Here is a 13379-nt window from a genome sequence, read left to right as displayed (position 1 = left end):
CACCCGATTCACCAGTGACGCCAGCGCCGCGACCATCGACGGCGCCGCCCCCATGCAACCACCGCAAGACCCGTTTCGCCCCTACGACCCGCAATACGACCCGCTGCTCGCGCCCGACCCCGGCGCGGGCCGCGCGTACGCGCCCACCTGGTGGGTGGCGAGCGCGGGCACGCCGCCCGAAGACGACGGCCCCTTGCTGCAGGACATCGATGTGGACGTGGCCATCATCGGCTCGGGCGCCACGGGCATGGCGACGGCGCTGTACCTCGCGGAGGAACACGGCATCAAGGCGACGGTGCTCGAAGCCAACCAGGCCGCGTGGGGGTGCTCCAGTCGCAGCGGCGGACAGGGGCAGAACGCGAGCGGGCGCCTCAAGCGCTCACAGTGGATCGAACGCTGGGGCCTGGACACCGCGAAGAAGCTCGATGCCGAAATCCGCAAGGGTTTCGAGAACTTCCGCCACCTCACGACGCAGATCGATTGCGATGCCTTCGATGGCGGCCATCTTTACCTCGCGCACCGGCCCGAGAAGCTGGTCGGCCTGGAAGCCGAGGCCCGCCTGATGCGCGAGACCTTCGGCTACGCGACCCGCATGATGGGCACCGAGGAACTGCGGCGCGACTACTGCGACGAGCGCGAGGCCAAGGGCGCGATGTTCGAGGCCGAGGGCGTGGGCATCCATCCGCTGAAGTTCACCTTCGGGCTGATGCGCCGGGCGCGCGCGCTGGGCGTGACGGTGCACACCTCGAGCCCGGTGCAGGGCTGGCACACCATCGACGGCGTGCACCACCTGCGCACGCCGGCCGGCACGGTGCGCGCGCGCCGCGTGGCGGTGTGCACGGGTGGCTACACGGGGCAGGCGCTGAGCCCGATGCTGAAGAACCGGATCATGCCGATCCTCTCGAACTCGGTGGTGACGCGGCCGCTCTCCGATGCGGAACTGGCCGCGACCAACTTCAAGTCGCACACCTTTTTGACCGACACGCGCACGCTGCGCTTCTACTACCGGCTGCTCAAGGGCAACCGGCTGCAGATCGGCAGCCGCAGCGCGGTGAGCGGCGCGGATGCCGAAGACCCGGTGCACCTGAAGCTCTTGACCGACGCGATCGCCCGCAAGTTTCCGCCGCTCACCGACATCCGCATCGACTACTCGTGGTGGGGCTGGGTCGACATGAGCCACGACATGATGCCGCGCATCACGCAGCCCGATGCGGCCAAGAAGATCTGGTACGCCGTGGGCTACGGCGGCAACGGCGTGTCGTTCTCGACATGGGCGGGCAAGCGGCTCGCCGAGCGCGTGGCGGGCAAGGATGCGGGGCAGGACGTGTTCGAGCTCCCGATCTACCACTCGCCGCTGCCGTTCCCGAACGTGATGGGGCTGGTGGAGTCGCGCGCGTTCGCGCCATTCCGGCGCATCGGGCAGCGCGCGCTCTACAAGTGGTATTGGCTGCGCGACGAGAAGTAGGAAAAGTAGACAAGCAAGCAATCAAGGAGCGCCGAGCCGCGCACCGCCCGCGCGCATTCACCGAAGTGGCGCATGCCGCTGGTGCACAACGGGGCAAACCCGTGGCTTCTGGCCCTGCGAGTCGCGCGCAATTGGCTCTTCGTCCCTGCGCGGCCAGCGCCTATCTTCGACGCCAAGGCCCAAGCGGCCGAAGCCTGTTGCCTGTGTCGAACTTCCTGAGGTCCCGCCATGTCCCTTCCCCGTTTCACGCGCCGTGCCACCCTGCTCTCGGCCGCCTCGGTGGCCGCGAGCACGCTGCTCCCGCTGCCCGCATCGGCCGCCGACGAACCCAAGCGCGGCGGCACGCTGGTGATCGGCAGCACGCAGACGCCGCGGCACCTGAACGGCGCGGTGCAGTCGGGCATTGCGACCGCTATGCCCTCCACGCAGATCTTCGCAAGCCCGCTGCGCTTCGACGACAAGTGGAACCCGCAGCCGTACCTGGCCGAATCGTGGAAGCTCGCCGACGATGGCAAGTCGCTCACGCTCAAGCTGCGCAAGGACGCGGTGTTCCATGACGGCAAGCCGGTCACCTCGGCCGACGTGGCGTTCTCGGTGATGGCCATCAAGGCGAACCATCCGTTCACCACCATGCTCGGCCCGGTCGAGAAGGTGGAGACGCCCGATGCGCAGACGGCCATCATCCGCATGAGCGTGCCGCACCCGGCCATCGTGCTGGCGATGTCGCCGGCGCTGTGCCCCATTCTTCCCAAGCACATCTACGGCGACGGGCAGGACCTGAAGAACCATCCGCGCAACACGACCGACGTGGTGGGCTCGGGCCCGTTCCGCGTGACCGAGTTCAAGCCCGCGCAGCGCATCGTGCTGGAGCGCTTCGACAAGTTCTTCCTGGCCGGCAAGCCCTACCTGGACAAGGTGATCGTCAACGTCACGCCCGACATGGCGAGCCTCATGCTCGGCATGGAGCGCGGCGACATCCAGATGCTGCCCTTTGCCACGCTGCCCACCGACCTGCGCCGCATGGCGACCGACCCGAAGGTATCGCTCACCCCCAAGGGCTACGACGGCATCGGCGCGCTCAACTGGCTGGCCTTCAACACCGCGAAGAAGCCGCTCTCTGACGTGCAGGTGCGCAAGGCCATCGCCACGGCCATCGACAAGAACTTCATCGCCAAGGCGCTCATGGGCGGCTTCGCGACCGTCTCCGACGGCCCGCTGGTGGCCGCGAGCCCCTTCGCGGTGAACGACCTGGTGCGCTATCCGCTCGACCTGAAGAAGGCCGGCGAGATGCTCGATGCGGCCGGCTACAAGGCCGGCGCGAACGGCGAGCGCTTCAAGCTCACCATCGACTACCTGCCGGGCGCGGACGATCAGCAGAAGAACGTGGCCGAATACATCCGCGGCCAGCTCAAGAAGGTGGGCATCACGGTGGAGGTGCGTGCCTCGGCCGACTTTCCGGCGTGGGCCAAGCGCCTGGCCTCGCATGACTTCGACATGTCGATGGACCTGGTGTTCAACTGGGGCGACCCGATCATCGGCGTGCACCGCACGTACCTGTCGACCAACATCAAGCCGATCGTGTGGACCAACACGCAGTCGTATGCCAACCCGAAGGTCGACGAGCTGCTCAACACCGCGGGCGGGCTGATCGACGCGACCCAGCGCAAGGCCTACTACGCGACCTTCCAGAAGATCGTGACGGACGACCTGCCGATCGAGTTCATCAACCAGGTGCCCTACCACACCATCGCGAGCAAGAAGCTGGGCAACGTGCCCGCCACCATCTGGGGGCCACTCTCGCCGATGGACGAGGTCTACTTCAAGTAGGGCGGGCGCGATGGACACGCTTCGCTACGCCGCCTCGCGACTGCTCCAGGCCATCGGCCTGGTGCTCGCGGTGGTGGTGCTCAATTTCGTGCTGGTGCACGCCGCGCCGGGCGACCCGGTGGAAACCATCGCCGGCGCCAGCGGCGGCATGTCGCCCGAACTCATGGCGCAACTGCGCACGCAGTACGGGCTCGATCAATCGCTGCCGGTGCAACTGGGCGTTTACCTCGGCAAGGTGGCGCGGGGCGACCTGGGCTACTCGTACTTCTTCAACCTGCCGGTGACGGCCATGATCGCCGAGCGCGTCCCGGCCACGCTGCTGCTGGTGCTCAGCTCGGTGCTGCTGGCCTTCTTCGCGGGCACGGCGCTCGGGGTGCTGTCGTCGCGCAAGCCCAACGGCTGGCTCTCGCAGTTCATCACGGTGCTGTCGCTGGTGGGGTTCGCGGCGCCGGTGTTCTGGCTGGGCATCATGCTGGTGATCCTGCTGGCCTCGGTGTTCCCGATTCTTCCGGTCGCAGGCATGCGTTCCATCGACTCCACCGGCGGCGGTGGCCTGAAGGACATGCTCGACGTGGCGCACCACCTGGTGCTGCCCACGCTCACGCTGAGCCTGGTGTATCTCGCGCAGTACAGCCGCCTTGCGCGCTCCTCGATGCTGGACGTGCTGGGCTCGGACTTCATCCGCACCGCGCGCGCCAAGGGGCTGGCCGACCGGGTGGTGCTCTACAAGCACGCGCTGCGCAATGCGCTGCTGCCGGTGGTCACCGTGCTGGGGCTGCAGTTCGGCAACGTGCTGGCCGGCGCGATCCTGGTGGAGACGGTGTTCAACTGGCCGGGCCTCGGCCGCCTGGCCTTCGAATCGGTGCTGCGGCGCGACTACCCGACCATCCTCGGCGTGCTGCTGTTCTCCTCGGTCGTGGTGGTGGTGATGAACCAGCTCACCGACCTCTGCTATCGCTTCATCGACCCGAGGATCAAGGCCTCATGAGCAAGGTGATCACGATGCCTTCTGTCGCAGCCGCATCTTCAAAAGCTTCCAAGGCCTTGCCCGCGGCGGTGCGGGTGGAGCACCCGGGCATGGAAGCGATGCGCATGTTCCTGCGCAACCCCGCCGCCATCGCCGGCATGGTCATGCTGGTGCTGATGCTGGCGGTGGCCATCGCCGGGCCCTGGCTCTATCCGGCCGATCCGTTCGAGATCAGGACCGCGCCGCTCACCCCGCCCTTCAGCGAAGACGCGTGGCTGGGCAGCGACTACCTCGGGCGCGACGTGCTCACCGCGCTCATCTACGGCGGGCGCGCCACGCTGCTGGTGGGCGCGGTGGCCGCGTTGCTGTCGGTGGTGATCGGCATCACGCTCGGCGCCTTCGCGGGCTACTACGGCGGCAAGATCGATGCGGCGCTGATGAAGCTCACCGAGTTCTTTCAGGTGCTGCCCGCGCTGCTCTTCGCGATGGTGGTGGTCACGCTCTTCTCGCCCACGCTGGTGACGGTGACGCTGGCCATCGGCATCGTGAGCTGGACCGGCACCGCGCGTCTTACGCGCGCCGAGTTCATGAAATATCGCGGGCTGGAGTTCGTGCGCGCCGAGCGGGCCATCGGCGCGCGCGACGCACGCATCATCTGGAAGGTGATATTGCCGAACGCGCTGCCGCCGCTGGTGGTGTCGGCCACACTGGCCATCGGCGCGGCCATCCTGTTCGAAGCGGGCCTGTCTTTCCTCGGCCTCGGCGACCCGAACCAGATGAGCTGGGGCCTCATGATCGGCTCGAGCCGGCAGTACGTGCTGTCGTGCTGGTGGGCGGTGGCCTTTCCGGGCGCCGCGATCTTCATCACCGTGCTGGCCGTGAGCCTCATCGGCGACGGGCTGAACGATGCCCTCAACCCCAAGCTGAGGGAACGCTGATGGCGACGGGTAACGACAACCACGATGACGCATTGCTCCGCGTGCAGGACCTGCACGTCGAGTTCAAGACCCGGCGTGGCCAGGCGCTGGTGCTCAACGGGGTCGACTTCGAGATTCGCGCCGGCGAAACGCTGTGCGTGGTCGGCGAGTCGGGCTGCGGCAAGAGCATGACGGCACTGGCGCTGCTGCGGCTCATCCCCTCGCCGCCGGGGCGCATTCGCAATGGCCGCGTGCTGTTCCAGGGCGAAGACCTGGTGCAGGCGAGCGACGCGCGCATGCGCGAGGTGCGCGGCAACCGCATCTCGATGATCTTCCAGGAGCCGATGACCTCGCTGAACCCGGTGTTCACGGTGGGCGACCAGATCGGCGAATCGCTGCAGCTGCATGCCGGCATGAACGCGCGCGAGGCGCGCCAGCGCGCCATCGAGATGCTGCGCCAGGTGGGCATTCCGGCACCCGAGCGGCGCGTGGACGAGTACCCGCACCAGCTCTCCGGCGGCATGCGCCAGCGCGTGATGATCGCCATGGCGCTGGCCTGCCGGCCCGACATCCTCATTGCCGACGAGCCCACCACCGCGCTGGACGTGACGGTGCAGGCGCAGATCTTCGACCTGCTGCGCGAACTGCAGCGCGAGAAGGGCACGGCCATCATGTTCATCACGCACGACATGGGCGCGGTCGCCGAGATGGCCGACCGCGTGATGGTGATGTATGCCGGCCGCGTCATCGAACAGGGCACCACCGAGCAGGTGCTGTCCGAGCCCGGCCACCCCTATACGCGCGGCCTCATCGATTGCCTGCCCGAGCTCGGCAGCAGCGCGGCCCGGGAAGGCGACGTGCGCGAGGACCTCGCCGAGATCGCGGGCGTGGTGCCCTCGATCTGGGAACTGGGCACGGGCTGCGCCTTTCGCGAGCGCTGCCCGCGCGCGATGGAGCGCTGCGCGGCCGAGGTGCCGCCGATGTTCGCGGTGACTGGCGAAGTGGCGGCCGGCACGCCGCATGGCGCGGCCTGCTGGCTGCATGCCCAAACCGTCAAAACCCTCGAAGCACGCGAACGGGAGGCCGCATGACATTCATCGGCAAGACCGACACGCTGCTCTCGGTCGAAGACCTCAAGGTCCACTTTCCGCGCGGCAAGTCCGGCTGGGGCCGCCAGCCCGAAGTGGTGAAGGCGGTGGATGGCGTGTCGTTCGCGGTGCGCCGCGGGAGCACGCTCGCGGTGGTGGGCGAATCGGGCTCGGGCAAGACCACCACCGCGTTGGCGGTGATGCGGCTCGCACCCGTCACCTCGGGCCGCATGCAGCTGGGCGACACCGACCTGGGCGCGCTGCAGGGCGAGGCGCTGCGGCAGGCGCGCACGCGCATGCAGATCATTTTTCAAGACCCGTTCTCCTCGCTCAACCCGCGCGAGCGCGCGGGCGCGGCGGTGCGCGCGCCGCTGGACCTGATGCGCGTCGGCACGCCCGAGGAGCGCACCCGCCGCGTGGCGGAACTCTTCGAGGCCGTAGGCCTTCGGCCCGAGCAGCAGCACCTGTTTCCGCACCAGTTCTCGGGCGGGCAGCGCCAGCGCATCAACATCGCGCGGGCGCTGGCCACCAACCCCGAGCTGGTGGTGTGCGACGAGCCGGTGTCGGCGCTGGACATCGCGATCCGCGCGCAGATCCTCAACCTGCTCGCGCGGCTGCAGCGCGAGCTGGGGCTGACCTATCTTTTCATCTCGCACGACATGGCGGTGGTGGAACACATCTGCGACGACATCGCTGTGATGTACCTCGGCCAGATCGTCGAGCGCGCGCCGCGGCGCAGCTTCTTCGCGCGGCCGCTGCATCCGTACAGCGTGGCGCTGATGTCGGCCGTGCCAACGGTCAGTGGCGGGCGCCGCCGCGCCGCGAACCGCATCAAGCTGAGCGGCGATCCGCCGAGCCCCATCGATCCGCCCAAGGGCTGCCGCTTCGCAGGGCGCTGCCCCGTGGCCGAGCCGGCCTGCGCGGCCGAGCTGCCGCCGCTGCGCGAGGTCGCGCCCGATCACTGGGTGCGCTGCAGGCGCGTCGACGTCGTCGACGGACTGCCGCACCCTCCTCTTTCGATTCCAGAGTCGCCATGAGTCCCAACAACGCAACCACCACCGTCTACCCCGCCCGCAAGATCATCACCATGAACCCGATGCAGCCGCACGCCACCCACGTGGCGGTGCGCGACGGGCGCGTGCTGGCCGTCGGCACGCTCGCGGACATGCAGGCCTGGGGCGCGTTCACGCTGGACGAGCGTTTTGCCGGCAAGGTGCTGATGCCCGGCCTCGTGGAAGGCCACTGCCACCTGAAGGAAGGCAGCATGTGGGACTGGACATACCTCGGCTGGTTCGACCGCCGCGACCCCGCGGGCAAGGTGTGGAGCGGCCTGCGCTCCATGGACGAAGTCGTGGCGCGCCTCACCGAGGTGGCCGCGAAGATGACCGCCGAAGGCGTGCCCGACACCGAGCCACTGATCGCCTGGGGGTTCGACCCGATCTACTTCGGCGGCGAGCGCATGACCGTGCGGCACGTGGACCGCGCGAGCGCCACGCGCCCCATCGTCATCGGCCATGCCAACGGCCACCTGATGAACGTGAACAGCGCGATGCTGCGCATCGCCGAGATCACGTGCGACAACGAAGTCGAGGGCGTGGTCAAGTTCGCGGAAGGGCCGAGCGAAGGCGAGCCCACCGGCGAGCTGCAGGAGCCGGCCGCCATGTTCCTGGTGCTGCGCAAGATCGGCAACGCCGGCCTGCTCGCGCCGATGACCGAGGCCGGCGTGCGCTCCTTCGCGAAGCTGGCCTGCCTGCAGGGCGTGACCACCGCGACCGACCTGGTGAACAAGCTCACGCCCGAAGACTGCAGCGTGCTGGAGACAACGACGGGCGACGACGGCTTCGGCGTGCGCATCCTCCCCGCATTCCAGGCCTTTCACGGCACGCACGGTGCGGCGCTGGGCGCGGAGCACGTGAAGAGCCTCGTGCCGCGCAACACCGACCGCCTGCGCTACGGCCTCGTGAAGATGATGCTCGACGGCTCGATCCAGGGTTTCTCGGCGCGGCTGCGCTGGCCGGGGCATTTCAACGGCGCGCCCAACGGCATCTGGGTCACGGCGCCCGCGCAGTACGAGGCCGACTTCGAGACCTACCACCGCGCCGGCCTCACCATCCACACGCACACCAACGGCGACGAGGCGAGCGAGGTCGCCATCGATGCCATCGAGCGCGTGCTCACGCGTGCGCCGCGGCCCGACCACCGCCACACCCTGCAGCACGGCCAGATGATCGATGCGCCGCTGTTCCGTCGCATGGCGTCGCTCGGCCTTTGCGCCAACCTTTTCGCCAACCACATCTGGTACTGGGGCGACCAGCACTACGAAATGACCATGGGTCCCGACCGCGCCAACCGGCTCGATGCCTGCGGCAGCGCGCTGGCCGCAGGCGTGCCGCTGGCCATTCACTCCGATGCGCCGGTCACGCCGCTCGGGCCGCTCTTCACCGCGTGGTGCGCAGTCAATCGCGTGACGCCCAAGGGCCGGCTGCTGGGCGAGGCCGAGCGCATCACGGTGGCCGAGGCGCTGCGCGCCATCACGCTCGGCGCGGCCTGGACGCTGAAGCTGGACGGCGAGATCGGCAGCATCGAGTGCGGCAAGCGCGCCGATTTCTGCGTGCTCGAAGACGACCCGCTCGAGATGGACCCGATGGCCCTGAAGGATGCGCGCGTGTGGGGCACGGTGCTCTCTGGCCGCGTGTTCAAGGCGCAATACGCTTGAACGGGGCGCACGCGTGATGCCGACAAGAAAGCGCCTGCCGTTCACCGTGATCGGCGGCTTTCTGGGCGCCGGCAAGACCACGCTGCTCAACCGCTGGCTGCGCGAGGCGAAGGGCCTGCGCATGGCGGTGCTGGTGAACGACTTCGGCGCGCTCAACATCGATGCGGACCTCATCGCCGCCACGCACGGCGACACGCTCGCGCTGACCAACGGCTGCGTGTGCTGCCAGATCGGCGACGACCTGGGCCGCGCGCTGGTCGATGTGATCGAGGCGACGACGCCGTTCGACGCGGTGGTGATCGAGGCGAGCGGCGTGTCGGACCCCTGGCGCATCGCGCAGATCGGCATGGCCGCGCCGGAGCTGAGCCTGGAGGGCGTGATCGTGCTGGTCGACGCCAGCGCCGCGGCGCGGCAGTCGCGCGACCCGCTGCTGGCGGACACGCTGGCGCGGCAGTTGAAGTCGGCCGACCTGGTGGTGGTCAACAAGATCGACCTGGCGAGCGAAACGGCTTTGACCGAAGCGCGGGCCTGGGTGGACGCCACCGCGCCCGGAACGCCATGCATCCAGACCGCGCAGGCGACGGTGCCGCTGTCGCTGCTGAGCGGCCTGGCGTTGCCTGCGACTGCGCACGCGGCCGCTCATGCCTGCGGTCCCGAGTGCGACCACCACGACCATCACGACCACGCGCCAGACCACGGCGCGCTGTTCGCGACCTGGAGCGCGCAACCCGAGGCGGTCATTCCCGCCGCCGCGTTGCGCACCTGGCTGCGCGAGGTGCCCGCCGGCGTGCTGCGGCTCAAGGGCATGCTGCGAACCGGCCATGGCGCGGGTGGCGGCGACGAATGGTCAGAGGTGCAGTTCGCGGGCCGTCACGGGTCGTTGCGCAAGGCCGTGCCGCCGGACGATGCGCGCGCGGCCGTGGTGGCGATCGGGTTGCGCGAGCGGCTGCCGGAGGCGGCGCTGAGCGATTTTCTTCTCGCGCTGAGCCCGGGGCCGTGTTGCAATCGCACGTTTTTTCAACAACGTGCAGGCAGCCGACGCATGACGACGACCTCTTCTTCCCCTCTTTTGATCCGCCCGCCGGTGGCCGACGACTACGCGGGCTGGAAGCCGCTCTGGGACGGCTACAACGCCTTCTATGGACGCGAAGGTTCGACCGCATTGCCGGACGAAATCACGCAGGTCACGTGGCAGCGCTTCTTCGATGTGTACGAGCCGATGCATGCGCTCGTCGCGGAGCGTGACGGCCAACTCGTGGGGCTCACGCACTACCTCTTTCACCGCAGCATGACGCGCATCGAGCCGACCTGCTACCTGTCGGACCTGTTCACGCTGTCATCGGAGCGCGGCCAGGGTGTAGGCCGGCAATTGATCGAAGGCGTGTACGCGCATGTGAAGCGCGTGGGCGGCCACCGCGTCTACTGGCAGACGCATGTGACCAACACAGCGGGGCGCACGCTCTACGACAAGGTGGCCGCGCACGACGGGTTCATCGTGTACGGCACGTTGGTCTGAAGGGGCCTGCTAGGACAGCGACGATGCCGCCTGCAGCATCGCGCCCATCTTCTCGTGGATCAGGTTCACTGCCTTCAGGGGCCGCAGCATCACCTTGAATTCGGTGATCAGGCCCGCGTCGTTCCACTTGATCATGTCGACGCCGTTGACCGAGATGCCGTCGATCTCGACTTCGAATTCGAGCACCGCATCGCGCTCGCTCTTCAGCTCGCGCACGTAGCGGAAGCTTTCGTTGAAGAACACATGAAAGGCCGCGCCCAGGTACTTGGCGGTGATGGCCTTGCCCAGTTGCGGCTTGTGCACCACGGGGGAGAGGAAGACTGCGTTGTCGTCCAGAAGGGCATCGAGCCCCTTCGCGTCATGCGATTTCACGAGCTGGTGCCAGGTGGCGAGGGTGTCGATCGGCATCAAGGGTCTCCTCAAGCAATGGTGCGGGGGAGTCTATCCGTCGGACCGGATCAGTACTTGATGGTGACGCCCGCCTTCACTCCGTTGTTGGCCTTGCCGTCGGAGGTCACGCCGCCGTTGAACGACAGGCTGCCGCCCGTGCTCCCGCCGAGCGAGTAGACCGGCCGCGGCATGGAGGTGTCGGTGCCGATGTACGTGCCGCTGCCGTCGGGCCGCTGCACGCCGACGGTCGCGCCCTTGGTGTAGGCCGAGGTTTCGGTCGAGTTGACGTTGGGGGCGACGTAAACGGTGCCCTTGTCGCTGCTGTCGATCGGCACCTTCACCTCTTCCGCGGCGGCGAACGAAGACCACGCGACCACACTCACACCCACAAGGATCAGTTTGTTCATGCGGCGATCCTGCGGACCATGCCGCGAGATCCGTGTAGGACAGGAGGAAGCATGCCGGCCGGACATGGAGGCCGATGGCGCCCCTGCCGGTGTAGCCTCGGCCCCCATGGACTCCCTGATCGCCGCCTCCGCACGCGCCCTCGCCGGCGGGGATGCGCTCGGCGCGCTCAAGCGGGTCGCGCTGCGCGACGATCCGCCCGCGCTGGCCCTGCGCGGCATCGCGATGGCGCAGCTTGGTGAACACCCGCGCGCCCGCGAGCTGCTGCGCCGCGCCGCGCGTGCCTTCGGTGCGCACGAAGAGCTGGCCCGCGCGCGCTGCATCGTCGCCGAGGCCGAAGTGGCGATGGCGATGCGCGACCTGGGCGGCACGCCACGCGCGCTCGCAGCGGCGGCTGCCACGCTCGAAGCGCATGACGATTTCGCCAACGCGCGGCAGGCGCGACTCATCGCGGCGCGCCGGCTGCTGCTGCTCGGACGCCTTGACGAGGCCGCCGCCGCGCTGGCGCTGCTCGACGGCCTGGCGCTGTCGCCGCCGCTCGCGGCGGTGGCCGAACTCACCGCGGCCGAGCTCGCGTTGCGCTCGCTGCGCATCGGCCCCGCGCGTGCTTCGCTCGCCCGTGCGCACGAGGCGGCCGGGCGCGCCCGAGTGCCGGCGCTCGCGGCCGAGGTGGCGGAAGCGCTGGCCGCGCTCGACCGCCCCGCCGCACGCCGGCTTTTTCCCGGTGGCGAGCAGGCGTTGCGGCTGGACGAAGTCGCCGACCTCCTGGCCTCAAACGCGCTGGTGGTCGATGCCTGCCGCCGCGGCGTGGGCGCCGGCGATGCATGGCGGCCGCTCGCGCGCCGGCCCGTGTTGTTCGCTCTGGCGCGTGCGCTCGCGGAAGCCTGGCCCGGCGATGTCGAGCGCGAGGCGCTGATCGCCTACGCCTTCAACACCCGCCATCCCGACGAAACGCTGCGCGCGCGCCTGCGCGTCGAAATCGGCCGCCTGCGCGCGCTCGTCGGGGCGCAAGCGGGCATCGAAGCCACCGCGCGCGGCTTCGCCCTCAGGCCGCGCGACGGGCGCGAGGTGGTGCTGCTGGCGCCGCCCATCGACGGCGAGCAGGGCGCGCTGGTGGCGTTGCTCTCCGATGGCGCGGCGTGGTCGACCTCGGCCCTCGCGCTCGCCCTGGACGCCAGCCAGCGCACCGTGCAGCGCGCGCTCGCCGAGCTGGAAGCCGAGGGACGCGTGCGCGCCATCGGGCGGGCGCGGGCGCAGCGCTGGCTCGCGCCGCCGCTCGCGGGATTCACGACGATCTTGTTACTCCCCTCTTCGCTGCCGATTGCCTAAAGTTGTCTCCAAGGCGCCGATCCGCGGTGCCTCCCCAAGGAGCCAACGATGAACAGCAAGAAAGACAGCAGCAGCACCCAGTCCGCCGTGCGCATGGCCGAGGTCGTGCGCGAGTACGGCCCCTTCGACGGCGTCGACAAGGTCGGCGGCGTGACGCACGACGGCCAGCGCGTCTGGGCCGCCACCGGCGCCCGGTTGATCGCCTTCGACCCCGACAGCGGCGAACAGACCCGCACGCTGGACCGCGCCGCTGACGCCGGCACCGCCTTCGACGGCAAGCACCTCTACCAGATCGCCGAGGAGCGCATCGACAAGATCGACCCCGCCACCGGCGACGTGCTGAAGTCGATTCCCGCGCCCGGCCACGGCGCCGACTCGGGCCTCACCTGGGCCGAGGGCAGCCTCTGGGTCGGCCAGTACCGCGACCGCAAGATCCACCAGATCGACCCCGCCACGGGTGCGGTGCTGCGCACCATCGAATCGAACCGCTTCGTGACCGGCGTGACCTGGGTCGACGGCGAGCTGTGGCACGCCACCTGGGAAGGCGACGAGAGCGAACTGCGCCACATCGATCCCCGAAGCGGCGCCGTGCTCGACCGGCTGGAAATGCCGCGCGGCGTGAACATCAGCGGGCTCGAGTCCGATGGGGCCGATCTCTTCTATTGCGGTGGCGGCGGCACCGGAAAAATCCGCGCCGTGCGCCGTCCGAAATCCGTCCGGGCCTGAACACAGCCTTCGCGCTCCCCACTCACTCAAGGA

Annotated in this window: 12 protein-coding genes and 1 pseudogene; 11 read left to right on the top strand and 2 right to left on the bottom strand. The window is 69.0% G+C overall.

All coding sequences use genetic code 11. The annotated features are described in order from the left end of the window. The first annotated feature begins 52 nt into the window (after positions 1–52). From QFZ83_RS05200 to QFZ83_RS05160, 9 genes and pseudogenes are all read left to right on the top strand, one after another. Positions 53–1465 (top strand): FAD-binding oxidoreductase, encoded by a 1413-nt coding sequence (locus QFZ83_RS05200; RefSeq protein WP_306880873.1) that lies wholly within the window; start codon positions 53–55, stop codon positions 1463–1465. A gap of 228 nt (positions 1466–1693) precedes the next feature. Further along, entirely contained in the window at positions 1694–3292 is a 1599-nt protein-coding gene (locus QFZ83_RS05195; RefSeq protein ID WP_306880586.1) for an ABC transporter substrate-binding protein, read from the top strand. A gap of 10 nt (positions 3293–3302) precedes the next feature. Next, positions 3303–4280 carry an ABC transporter permease gene (locus QFZ83_RS05190; RefSeq protein WP_307503416.1) on the top strand — a complete coding sequence of 326 codons (978 nt, stop codon included), beginning with the start codon at positions 3303–3305 and terminating at the stop codon, positions 4278–4280. Beyond that, positions 4277–5197: an ABC transporter permease gene (locus tag QFZ83_RS05185; protein ID WP_307503413.1), complete on the top strand. Its 921-nt coding sequence runs from the start codon at positions 4277–4279 to the stop codon at positions 5195–5197. The genes QFZ83_RS05190 and QFZ83_RS05185 overlap by 4 nt, the downstream gene beginning before the upstream one ends. Beyond that, on the top strand, positions 5197–6267 hold the full coding sequence (locus QFZ83_RS05180; protein ID WP_307503411.1) for an ABC transporter ATP-binding protein: 1071 nt from the start codon (positions 5197–5199) through the stop codon (positions 6265–6267). Before QFZ83_RS05185 ends, QFZ83_RS05180 begins: the two co-directional genes overlap by 1 nt. Then, positions 6264–7301, top strand: a complete 1038-nt coding sequence (locus tag QFZ83_RS05175) for an ABC transporter ATP-binding protein (protein ID WP_307503408.1) — start codon at positions 6264–6266, stop codon at positions 7299–7301. The genes QFZ83_RS05180 and QFZ83_RS05175 overlap by 4 nt, the downstream gene beginning before the upstream one ends. Continuing rightward, positions 7298–8980 (top strand): amidohydrolase, encoded by a 1683-nt coding sequence (locus QFZ83_RS05170; protein ID WP_307503405.1) that lies wholly within the window; start codon positions 7298–7300, stop codon positions 8978–8980. Before QFZ83_RS05175 ends, QFZ83_RS05170 begins: the two co-directional genes overlap by 4 nt. Beyond that, positions 8922–9941: pseudogene (locus tag QFZ83_RS05165) on the top strand (GTP-binding protein); the annotation flags it as partial. The gene QFZ83_RS05170 and the pseudogene QFZ83_RS05165, both read left to right, overlap by 59 nt. Positions 9942–10022: 81 nt before the next feature. Next, a complete protein-coding gene (locus tag QFZ83_RS05160) occupies positions 10023–10496 on the top strand; it encodes a GNAT family N-acetyltransferase (protein WP_307512636.1) in 474 nt (157 codons plus the stop codon). A gap of 9 nt (positions 10497–10505) precedes the next feature. Here QFZ83_RS05160 and QFZ83_RS05155 read toward each other — a convergent pair whose 3' ends face one another. Together QFZ83_RS05155 and QFZ83_RS05150 are read right to left on the bottom strand one after the other, a co-directional pair. Next, positions 10506–10904, bottom strand: coding sequence for a nuclear transport factor 2 family protein (locus tag QFZ83_RS05155; RefSeq protein WP_307503402.1), 399 nt, complete (start codon positions 10902–10904; stop codon positions 10506–10508). Positions 10905–10954: 50 nt separating this feature from the next. After that, the gene (locus QFZ83_RS05150; protein WP_307503399.1) at positions 10955–11293 is read right to left on the bottom strand and encodes a hypothetical protein; all 339 of its coding nucleotides are present in this window, start codon (positions 11291–11293) and stop codon (positions 10955–10957) included. Between the two features lie 106 nt (positions 11294–11399). Here QFZ83_RS05150 and QFZ83_RS05145 point away from each other — a divergent pair, with 106 nt between their 5' ends. Then, positions 11400–12620 carry a helix-turn-helix domain-containing protein gene (locus tag QFZ83_RS05145; protein ID WP_307503396.1) on the top strand — a complete coding sequence of 407 codons (1221 nt, stop codon included), beginning with the start codon at positions 11400–11402 and terminating at the stop codon, positions 12618–12620. A gap of 48 nt (positions 12621–12668) precedes the next feature. Then, the gene (locus tag QFZ83_RS05140) at positions 12669–13346 is read left to right on the top strand and encodes a hypothetical protein (protein ID WP_307503394.1); all 678 of its coding nucleotides are present in this window, start codon (positions 12669–12671) and stop codon (positions 13344–13346) included. Positions 13347–13379: the final 33 nt, after the last annotated feature.

The organism is Variovorax sp. W1I1 (assembly GCF_030815625.1).
Lineage (GTDB): Bacteria > Pseudomonadota > Gammaproteobacteria > Burkholderiales > Burkholderiaceae_C > Variovorax > Variovorax paradoxus_C.
This window is presented reverse-complemented; position numbering and strand designations above follow the sequence as displayed.

Bases quoted from the DNA above. Each gene is read 5' to 3' on its own strand.
- QFZ83_RS05180 (WP_307503411.1), top strand. From the start codon at position 5,197: ATGGCGACGGGTAACGACAACCACGATGACGCATTGCTCCGCGTGCAG.
- QFZ83_RS05140 (WP_307503394.1), top strand. From the start codon at position 12,669: ATGAACAGCAAGAAAGACAGCAGCAGCACCCAGTCCGCCGTGCGCATG.
- QFZ83_RS05145 (WP_307503396.1), top strand. From the start codon at position 11,400: ATGGACTCCCTGATCGCCGCCTCCGCACGCGCCCTCGCCGGCGGGGAT.
- QFZ83_RS05170 (WP_307503405.1), top strand. From the start codon at position 7,298: ATGAGTCCCAACAACGCAACCACCACCGTCTACCCCGCCCGCAAGATC.
- QFZ83_RS05190 (WP_307503416.1), top strand. From the start codon at position 3,303: ATGGACACGCTTCGCTACGCCGCCTCGCGACTGCTCCAGGCCATCGGC.
- QFZ83_RS05155 (WP_307503402.1), bottom strand. From the start codon at position 10,904: ATGCCGATCGACACCCTCGCCACCTGGCACCAGCTCGTGAAATCGCAT.
- QFZ83_RS05200 (WP_306880873.1), top strand. From the start codon at position 53: ATGCAACCACCGCAAGACCCGTTTCGCCCCTACGACCCGCAATACGAC.
- QFZ83_RS05195 (WP_306880586.1), top strand. From the start codon at position 1,694: ATGTCCCTTCCCCGTTTCACGCGCCGTGCCACCCTGCTCTCGGCCGCC.
- QFZ83_RS05185 (WP_307503413.1), top strand. From the start codon at position 4,277: ATGAGCAAGGTGATCACGATGCCTTCTGTCGCAGCCGCATCTTCAAAA.
- QFZ83_RS05150 (WP_307503399.1), bottom strand. From the start codon at position 11,293: ATGAACAAACTGATCCTTGTGGGTGTGAGTGTGGTCGCGTGGTCTTCG.
- QFZ83_RS05175 (WP_307503408.1), top strand. From the start codon at position 6,264: ATGACATTCATCGGCAAGACCGACACGCTGCTCTCGGTCGAAGACCTC.
- QFZ83_RS05160 (WP_307512636.1), top strand. From the start codon at position 10,023: ATGACGACGACCTCTTCTTCCCCTCTTTTGATCCGCCCGCCGGTGGCC.